Raw genomic sequence first — 10,884 nt, 5'->3', positions numbered from 1 at the left:
TGAAGAGGGGGACAATATACTAAATTTCAATGCTCTATTTGATGCTATTTCGTGGTTCTTTAAAATATCTAATTCAACCTAGATTGCTATAGTTAACAAGAAAAAAATTTCATCACCGAATTTACACTCTCTAAAGACCAATACTTTTGAAGGTGTCGAAAAACGTATGTCTTACTCGTTTTTATTTGCTCTTCTCCGTATTGCGGAATGTGATACTGTGCCATAAGCTCATAAAGACGATGTGCATGATCTAACGTTGGGAAATTCCATAAGACTTTTAATTGGGAGTGCATTTCTTGAGATACTTGCTCTCTTAACCACAAGAAAGGAGCTGTAATCCGAGACTGAAAAAAATCTTGAAATCGCTTTTTATCTTTTTTTGTTCCTGTATAATCTTGTAAATCATCTTGAAGCTGAAAGCAAAATCCTATAAGTTTTCCACAAGATTCCAATGCAAGAGCGTAAGAATCCTTTACCTGAAAAAGTGCGCATACCGCCTTTGCCGTGGCAGAAAAAAGTGAAGCAGTTTTTTTTAATACAATTTCCTCATAATCTTTAATCCCGTGCGACCACGACATCGCTTCCTCTTGTATTTGCCCCAAGGTCATTTGACTAATAGCACTTTGTAGGATAGAAAGTAGTTCAGGATTACGAATCTTTGAAAGATAATTTAGAGCAACACTTAAAAGATAATCTCCCAACAAGATCGCTCTGCGCTGCCCCCAAGCGTGATAAAAACAAGGACGAGACCGCCGTATTACCCCTTCATCTACAACATCATCATGAAGCAAAGACGCAATATGTATGCATTCTATAGTTTTACACAGCTCCATTAATCCATGTTCGGCCAAAGGATCTTTTGAAAAGAAAAAAGCTAAAGTTAATCCAAATTTTGGACGAATGGACTTTCCTAAAGGCCACAAAACTTCACTAAGTAAGGGACTTAATTCTGAACAATTTAAGTATACTTCTTGAAATAGCTCTTGATTCATACGCAAAAGCGCTGCTTTTATGTAGCTGTCTATCTTAGAATTTTCCAAACTTTTCTACCTTTTAAAGATTTTGCATTGCTCGCACGGAAGGAATCTCGGTGGAATGCATCCAATCTTCTAGTAACGAAAGATCTCCCAAACTTGTTGCATATACTGAATCAAGCGTTTTTCGTACTAATCCGGTAATAACAGAACCTGCCCCTAACTCTAGGTAATACTTTGCTCCAAGAGCGTGTAAAGTTTGAAGGCTCTCTCTCCATCGAACAGGAAGACTTAAATGTTGAATTAATTGATTTTTTATGCAATCAGGATCCTTCTGAACAGCCCCACTAACATTTGTAATAATGGGAATAGAAGGAGAAGCAAAAGTAACAGACTGCAAATAGTGCGCAAACTTTTCTGCCGCCGGAGCCATAAAAGAACTGTGAAACGGCCCACTTACTTGTAAAGGGACACACCGAGCACCCTTAGATTGAGCATACCCCAAAATACGTTGAACTCCTTCTTTTTTTCCGCTAATAACCACCTGACCTGGACAATTATCATTTGCTAATTCTACTTGCCCTTGTCCATAACACTCAAGCAATGGATAAATTTCTGAAATAGGAAGTTTTAAAATTGCCGCCATGGTTCCATCTTGAACTTCAGCCATAGCCTGGCATCGCGCTTTAATGTGCAAAAGCCCTTCTTGAAACGAAAAACACCCTGCTGCGTATAATGCACTGTACTCTCCAAGTGAATGTCCTGCCACCCATCCAATAGAAAACCCTGATAAAAGACAATGCTGGTAAACAACATCAAATAATCCACAACTCAAAGTAAACAATGCTGGTTGTGCCCACTGGGTTTGCATTAACGTTTCTAAAGGCCCCTGCCCCATAATTTTTATAAGAGAATGCCCTGTATAAGAAAAGAACTGATCTGCTTCTTGAAATCGCGCCTTAATGACGGGAAACCGTTGAGCCAAAGTCTGCCCCATTCCTACATACTGAGCCCCCTGCCCAGGAAACAATAACGCAATCACTGATCTTCCTTTTATTTTTCTGAATTATATAAGCATTATACATTATTATTTCTTTAAATATAGGAGTACGTGAACAAAAAAACAACTACTTTATCTTTGAAACCCCACCATAAAAAAGCTCAAAGATTTTCAAAATAACACTTATATAAAAATTATCAGAATTAAAAAATAATTTATCTTATATTCTTTAAAGTATTAGATATTCCTTTATTAAAAAAATATCTTTGTATTAATTGAGGAATTGATAAATCATTAACTAAAAGACTTTCTAGTATCAAATTTTCTTTATTATGCTTGTATCTTAATATAACTTCTGTATCAATATTAGAAAGATCCTTGTTTTTATTAATCGTACTTAATGCATCACTTAGAAATTTATAAGCTTTGTTGTAACTTTCTGGACTTTTTTCTTCAAAATATTTTAACAAGGTTCCCCACTCAAGATTAAAGTTGACATGCAAGCTAGATATATCTTTTTGTTCAATATCCTGCTTAAGGTGAACAATAGCTTTTGCTTTTCCTTGATTTGAAAAACTAGTTTTTAAAATAATTTTTTGCGTAAACATTAATTGCGCTAAAGATTCAATACAATCAACAACAAAAGAGTCAGTAAAAATAGAAAAAATACTACTCTTTTTTCTAAAAAAATCTTTTGCATATTGCAAACGATCCGTTTTCATCTTTTGAAGGATCAAGTGAATTTTTTTCAAATCATACTCTCCATTAAGAGAAACTTCAAAATCAAAAGGGTAAAAAAATTTTTTCAAATACTCTGTGTCAACAAACCGTAACCATGATAAAGTTTGTTCGCGTACACCAAAAAATTCTCCAATTTCACAACCCAATGATAAAATTTTACGCTCAAAGAAAAACTTTAATTTTGAATCAAAAATTGCTTTGGAATCCCTTCCCCCTTCTAAAGGCTGAATCCAAGAAAAATGACAATGAGCAGAAGTCAACAAATGTTTTTTCTTGTACATACTAAAAGACAAAACATTGTTGAGATTTTTTTTATTGTTAAAGTTCAGTACACCAATATAATCTTTAAACCTAATATTTAAGCATCCTTCTAAAATATCCACTACTTCTGAAAGTTCGGCTTTAGAATTTTTCACCCCCTGAAGAATTTTTAATGTTTTTAAAAAATCAAAATTTCCCTGAAATTTCAAAAAAAGGGGATTTACTCGTTCAGGGGCGTACATCTCGAAATTAGCCACGATGCGAGTCCATTTTTTAGAAAAAATTCCTCTCCAGTTAGGAAAAACTTTCAAAACAGCTTGAAATTCATTGTTAAAGAGCTTAAAAAAATCTAGATTAATGCTTACAATGGGAAAAGGAAAAAATTTTACCTTAACCTGATGCGATTTAATAATTTCCTTAAACCGATGCTTTGACAACTCTGAACGAACTTTAGAATCAATATATCCTCCTACCCCGATACAAAACCCAACATAAGCTCCTGTTATACCTGCGATCATCCACAAAAAAAATCGCTTGCGCTTTGCAGAAGACTGGCTTATTTCAGTCACAGTACCCCCCTATTCCAAACCAATAACTTCATTGCATTATAACAAAAAAAAACCAACACACAATACAAAGTAAAATCAGAAAAAAATTAGAAAATTTATTTTTCAGGATCATGAAATTATTTTCTGAACATTTCACAATCCCAATCAATTTATTATTTACTCATCATAAGCGTTAATTTTTATTAAAGTCAACACGATATCTTTTTTTAAGTTTTCAAAAGAAGTAGACTGCGGTGACGTATTGTTACAGAAGCGTTCAAAAACATTTTTGAACAATCTTTCTAACTCAAAGTAAGCATATAAATCTGATTTCTCATTTTCTTGAAGAAAATCATACCGATAATCTTTATTAAATTTTCTAAAATTTTCATCTAATACATTCTTAAATTCGTCATATTCGTTCATATCCTTAAAGTATTTTTGACAAGCAGTATCATTATTGTCAATTATTTCAAAGCAAGATCGTACACAATTATTAATCCCTTCTTTATCTTTTGTATTTTCTTTAAAAAAATTCTCTAAAAAAGTTTTAATTACCGAAGGCGCATCAGAAAAAGAAGAGTTTTGAATGAAATTTCTAACTCTGTCTGTAAAAAAATTTTTAAATTTTCTTGATTTTACATTTTGATTTACTGCTTCAAACAATGTCTGATACATATTGTTAGGAGTTTCAAGAATAAACTTCTGTCCCTTTTTTATCTCCTCAGAGATATTATCGCCGTAACGATCCCTTAAGTATTTTGAAAAATCATCAGATATATTATCATTATTTTGTATTGTTTTTTGTGAAAAAACAAAAAAATGGTTTAATTTTGCTTTGAAAGTAGATTGCAAGATTTTTAACTCTTCAATACTCTCTTCATTTGCGCTCTTTACCACTTTGAATTCCTCAATTATTTTATCTACTGAAGATTCAAGATCTTGTAGGATAGATTTTTTAACCACTTCAAAGCTTAAATTCGAAACACAGCATCCACCGGCACGATTAAATTTCCTTTCAGTCTCGTTCACTTTTTTAATCGATTTTACGTCGCTGCTTTGTGTTTTCTTGCAATACCCGGGAGCGTTTTTAATCGCACTCTTGAAATCATTATTTAATTGTTTTTTTTTGCAACTTTGGTTATTATTTTTTGACTCTTCAATATTTTTATTGTGATTTTTTTCAAAAAACGTTTTTATTTCTTTTATTCCTTCGCTTTTTACGTTTTTTACAATTTTACGAAAATTTTCTGGATTTCTTTCTTTTAATAAATTCCAAAAATCAGGAGCTTCTTTTTCTACACAAGCAATCCGAAAAAAAATGTCGTTTTCGAGAGACGTTAAATATTTAATGTTTTTTTCATTTCTGTTAACAACCTTCATTTCTTCCGCAAAAAAATTCTCTAGGAATAAACAGCGATTTTTTCTATCGCCTTTATTTATTGATAAGAATCTTTCACAAACTCCTATCCGCTTGTTTTCTGAAAATTTTCTAATCCCGTTTACAATTAAATTTAGCATTTCTTCAGTACAATAAATTTTTTGTTTTGATTCGCCTAAATCAAAATAAGAAATTTGCATCGATTCTGGAAAAACTATTAATTTCAAAAATTTATCTTCCAAAAGATCCTTGAAATTTTCAACTAATGTTTCAGAAAAATTAAATTGTAAACATTTTTGAAATACTTCAAAATTTCCAGAAAATAACTCTTTAAGGATTCTTATTTGTTCTGACTTAGCTTCCTCTCCTAGCTCACCCAGTGTATGCACCGCTTTAAAAATAAAACCCTCCATAGCATTGGAACTATCACTGCTTGTTCTTAAGTTGTAAACTTCCTTTGCTAGTTCTAAGATCAATTCTTTGTGCAGCCCTTTCATTCCTTCGTTAGAGTCTAAATATTTTTGAAATACTTCAAAATTTCTAGAAAATAACTCTTTAAGGATTCTTATTTGTTCTGACTTAGCTTCCTCTCCTAGCTCACCCAGTGTATGCACCGCTTTAAAAATAAAACCCTCCATAGCATTGGAACTATCACTGCTTGTTCTTAAGTTGTAAACTTCCTTTGCTAGTTCTAAGATCAATTCTTTACGTAGACCTTTCATTCCCCCTTTATACTCTAAATATTTTTGAAATACTTCAAAATTTCTAGAAAACAACTCTTTAAGGATTTCTATTGATTTTGAATGCTCTAATTGATCTAATGCGTTAACAATATGCTTAAACTCTCTTTCAGAACAACTAACTTCCACTTCATTCATGTCGACAACAGTCTTTCGTTTCAGTACAAAATTTTTGTTTTCTGAGCGTATCATTAAGGTGTTTAATTGAGTAGCTAATTTGAATTTCAAATCCTGAGAAAAGTCATCAATACAAATATTTTTCAACTCCACAAATTTTAAAAACACTTCAAAATCACTATTTGAGACGGCTTCAAGAATTCGCGTACAATCAGGTTTACCCCACTTCTCTGACGCACTAACAATACGCTCAAATATCTCCTTAGAATAGTCAACCTCTATCTCTTTTTGATCAATAAAAATCTTTTGCTTTAGTACAAGCTTTCCGTTTTCTAATCGCACCCTTAAGTTACTCAATTGATTTGCCAAGATCTTTTTTAATTCAAGAGAAAAATTATCAATACAAATAATTTCCAAGTTCGCGTACTTTAAAAATACTTCAAAATTATTTTTTGCGACGTTTTCAAGAATCACTATTCGATCAGATTTGTTCAAAAATTCTAGTGCATCAACAATACACTTAAACTGTTTATCAGAACACTCCATAACCGTTTCTTGTCCGTTAATCACTACATTTCGTCTTAGCGCAAGCTTTCCGTCTTTTAAATATCCTCTTAATTTACAAAATTGACCACCTAGCTTACTTTTTAAATTTTTAGAAAGAGTGCTGACACCAACATGTTCTAAATCTAAAAATTTCAAAAAAACCTCAAAATCTTTACTCGCAGTATCTTCAAGAAGAGATTCCCGTTTTTTATCATCACCCAGCTTTGCTAACGCTTCACGAATAACGCTAAAAATCTTATCAGAACAGTTAATGAAAATTTCTTTTTTATTAATAGAAATTTTTCGTTTTAGTACAAGCGCTCCATTTTCTAAGACCAAACTTAAATTACTTAACTCCTTGGAAAAATTAATTCTTAGATCTCTAGAAAAATCACTAATGTTCACTCCTTCTAAATCTAAAAATTTAAAACAAACTTCTAAATCTTTGTTCGCAAGATCTTCAAGAATATTTTTCTGTTTAGGTTTCTTTAAATACTTGAAGGATTTTACTATGAAGTCAAAAATCTTTCCAGAACAATCAAGAAGAACTTTTTGATCATTGACAGAAACTTCCCGTTTTATCACAACAACTTCGTTTTCTAAAACTGCCCTTAAGTTTACAGACTCTTTTGCTAATTTATCAATTATTTTTCCTGAGAGATTTTTTTCATCGTCAGATGATTTTTTTTGATTATCGAAAAAAAATTGCTCTTCACTTTTTAAAAAATATTCTAAAAAAACTTCAAAATTTTTATCCAAAGCTTCTTCAAGAATTTTTGTTTGTTTCAATTTAAGATTTTTTATTTGACCAACAGCGCTTAACGCTTCAAAAACAAGATCGCGTATTTTTTCTGGGCAATCGACGTACTTTTGACCTTGGACACAAAAACTATTCCTTTTTAATTTAACCCCCCCTTTTTCTATAAATATTTTCAAATTTCTAAACTCTTCTGCTAACACAGTAAGTAATCTTAGATCAAGATTGGCAATACCACCTTTTAAAATTAAATATTTTTGAAAAATTTCGAAATTATTAAAAAAAGTATTTTTTAAAATTTCTATTTCTTTACCTTTAAATTCGCTTGTCTCTTTTAAAAATTTAAAAATCAAATTTTCTATTCTTTCAGAACAACTAATAAAATTTTTTCTTTTATCGTCGATATTAACTGTTCTTTTTATCACAGATTCTTTGTTTTCTAAACCCATTTTTAAGTTTCCAAATTCTTCCACAAACCTACTTTTTACTTTATAAGAAAAATCCCCAGGACTAATATTTTCTAAATCTGGGAAACTTAAAAAAACCTCAAAATCTTTACTCGCAGCTTCTTCAAGAATGTGTATTCTCTCTGAAGCATTTACATTTCTTAATGTTTCGATAATAAAATCAAATTTTTGTTTAGGATTATCGATAATTTTCTCTTTTTGTTCAATAACAATCTTCAGCTTGGGTTTAAAAACTTTATTTTCCAAACATAGGCTAAAACTACTGAATTCTTTTGCTAATTCAGAAATTAATTTTTTAGGAAGATTAACAATACCATTTTTTAAATTTACGTATTCTTCAAATATTTCGAAATTCATAAAAAAAGTATCCCTTAAAGTTTTATTTAATTTTGAAGATTCTATTTGATTTAACAAGTTAAAAATCAATTTAAATCTTTCTTCAGAGCATTTGATAAAAAGTTCTTTTCCATTTAAGATACTCTTACGTTGGAAACCATTATTTTCCTTTTTAAATTTACCAAATTCTTCTATAACTTTATTTGATAATTTATCAGAACTACCAACAAAACTAATGTTCTCTAAATCCAAAAATCTTAGAAAAACCTCGAAATCTTTATCCGCAGCACACTCCAGAACTTCTATTCTGTCTGAATTATTCATACATTTTAAGGCTTCCGCAATAAACCTAGATATTATTTGAGTATCCTTGGGATTTTTTTTCTTTTCATCTTTTTTCCATTGCAGCTTAGGCTCTCCTTTTTCTAAATAGGTACTAAAATAAACAATATGATTTGCTAAATTTTTTATTATTTTTTTATTGAGGTTGCCAACACCTTTCTTTGAATCGATATATTTTTGAAAAATTTCAAAATTGTTAAAAAATACATCGTCCAAAACATTTATTTGCTCAGGCAGATCTAAACGCTCTAACGCTTTGACAATAAACACAAATTGTTCTTCAGAACATGCCATTTTTTGATTTTCTTTACCATTCTTCTGCATTTTCTGTGCAGGATTTTTCCCTTCTGAAGATATTTTCAACCCCACAAGCTTACTTGCGAAAAATGTTAGTAATTCTTTATTGAGATTAGAAATTTCTTTCTTTGAATCAATATATTTTTGAAAAATCTCAAAATTACTAAAAAATACATCGTCAAGAATATTTATTTGCTCAGGAAGATCTAAACGCTCTAACGCTTTGACAATAAACACAAATTGTTCTTCAGAACATGCCATTTTTTGATTTTCTTTACCATTCTTCTGCATTTTCTGTGCAGGATTTTTCCCTTCTGAAGATATTTTCAACCCCACAAGCTTACTTGCGAAAAATGTTAGTAATTCTTTATTGAGATTAGAAATTTCTTTCTTTGAATCAATATATTTTTGAAAAATCTCAAAATTACTAAAAAATACATCGTCAAGAATATTTATTTGCTCAGGAAGATCTAAACGCTCTAACGCTTTGACGATAAACACAAATTGTTCTTCAGAACATGCCATTTTTTGATTTTCTTTACCACTCTTCTGTGGTTTCTGTACAAAATCTTCACGTTCTGAAGATATTTTTAAACCGGAAAGCTTTTTTGCAAGAACCTTTACTAAGCCCTTAGGAAGTTTTTCGATTCCGCCTATTGAATCTATGTATTTCTCGAAAACTCTAAAAACTTTAAAAACTTTTTCAAGAATAAGTATTCGTCTAGATTCTTCTAAAGAATCTAGCGCTCTAACCATAAGCAAGAATTCTTCATCAAAGCACTCAATTAATTTTTTTTCACCTTTGCCAAGGTAATCTCGTTTTAGTACTTCTTGTCCGTTTTCTGAATGCGTTCTTAGATTAAAGAGCTCTTTTGCTATTTTTATTCTTAATTCTTTAGGAAGATCGTTAATGTTAACTTTTTCAGCTTTCAAATATCTTAAAAAAACCCTCAAATCTTCAAAAGTCTCTTCGAGAATTTTCGTTTGTTCAGGCACATCCAAAGAATCTAGCGCTCTAACCATAAGCAAGAATTCTTCATCAAAGCACTCAATTAATTTTTTTTCACCTTTGCCAAGGTAATCTCGTTTTAGTACTTCTTGTCCGTTTTCTGAATGCGTTCTTAGATTAAAGAGCTCTTTTGCTATTTTTATTCTTAATTCTTTAGGAAGATCGTTAATGTTAACTTTTTCAGCTTTCAAATATCTTAAAAAAACCCTTAAATCTTCAAAAGTCTCTTCGAGAATTTTCGTTTGTTCAGACACATCCAAAGAATCTAGCGCTCTAACCATAAGATCAAACATTTTATCAGAGCACTCAATAAACACTTCTTGTTCACCAAAAATACTTCTTCTCTTCAGTGTAAGAACTCCATTTTCTGAAAATATTCTTAAATTGCTAAATTGGCGTGCAAAATTACCCTTTAATTCTTCAGAAAACTCATCAGAACTGATATTTTTCAGCTCCAAAAACTTTAGAAAAACCTCAAAATTGTTACGAGAAGCCTCTTCGAAAATTTTCATTTGTTCAGGATTACTCAATTTATCTAGCGCTTTGACAATGGCATTAAACGATTCACTAGAACAATCTATAACTGTTTCTTTTCCTTCAGAAAAAACAATCTGCTTCAGTTTAAACGTCCCCCCTTCGAAGCATACCCTCAGGTTATTGAATTGGTTTGCAAGAGAAGCGCAAAATTCTCTACCCCCTGAACTTAATCGCTTTGCAAAATCAATGCGCAACAATCCATTAAAAATTTTTCTCCAGTTGTTTCCCAAATTTAAATTCTTTTGAAAATCATCAAGAAAAATTCTAGGAACAGGCGCGCTAAGATTACCGGGAGCACTAGAAATACCAAAAAGCAGAGGCACCTTGCTAATATTCACAAAAGTGATGAATTCATTAGGAATATCGGAATACATAGAAGCAGCAGGAAAATTTATCGAAGCAGCAGGAAGTACAGAAGCAGCAGAAATACCAGAAACATCGAAATGCTTAGGAGCAAGATAATTTATAGGAGCCGCAGGAACGCTAGAATCATCGGAACACAAAGGAGCAGGCAGTATAGAAGGGGCACTAACATGTGCAAAAGCGCCTGGTTCATTATTAACAGCTAAAGTTAGCGGAAGAGTACTATGACTCTCAGGAACACCGGCACCACAGACGTCAGGGCTCATATGAGTGCTAGGATTCAAATCAACAGGCAGTATAGGATGATTAGCAACAGCAGCACCTCCAGCAGCAGCTACAAGATTAGGATTAGCAAGTACAGCATTAGGATTAGCCACCGGATTAGCAGGTAAAGGATTAGCAAGTACAGCATTAGGATTAGCCACCGGATTAGCAGGTAAAGGATTAGCAAGTACAGCATTAGGATTA

General features: G+C 31.6%; 4 protein-coding genes. All 4 read right to left on the bottom strand.

Translation table 11 applies throughout. The features are described from left to right. Positions 1-92: 92 nt before the first annotated feature. Complete coding sequence (locus K737_RS06645) at positions 93-1,040, bottom strand: polyprenyl synthetase family protein (protein WP_006295417.1); 948 nt, start codon at positions 1,038-1,040, stop codon at positions 93-95. Positions 1,041-1,053: 13 nt separating this feature from the next. Beyond that, positions 1,054-2,016, bottom strand: coding sequence for an ACP S-malonyltransferase (gene fabD, locus K737_RS00790; RefSeq protein WP_006295419.1), 963 nt, complete (start codon positions 2,014-2,016; stop codon positions 1,054-1,056). Between the two features lie 173 nt (positions 2,017-2,189). Beyond that, the gene (locus tag K737_RS00785; RefSeq protein WP_152531013.1) at positions 2,190-3,131 is read right to left on the bottom strand and encodes a hypothetical protein; all 942 of its coding nucleotides are present in this window, start codon (positions 3,129-3,131) and stop codon (positions 2,190-2,192) included. Positions 3,132-3,701: 570 nt separating this feature from the next. Further along, on the bottom strand, positions 3,702-10,841 hold the full coding sequence (locus K737_RS09835) for a hypothetical protein (protein WP_024161331.1): 7,140 nt from the start codon (positions 10,839-10,841) through the stop codon (positions 3,702-3,704). Between the last annotated feature and the right edge of the window lie 43 nt (positions 10,842-10,884).

It is taken from the genome of Holospora undulata HU1, from assembly GCF_000388175.3.
GTDB classification, from domain to species: domain Bacteria; phylum Pseudomonadota; class Alphaproteobacteria; order Holosporales; family Holosporaceae; genus Holospora; species Holospora undulata_A.
Note: the sequence above shows the minus strand (reverse complement) of the source record. Positions and strands in the feature narration are given on the sequence as shown.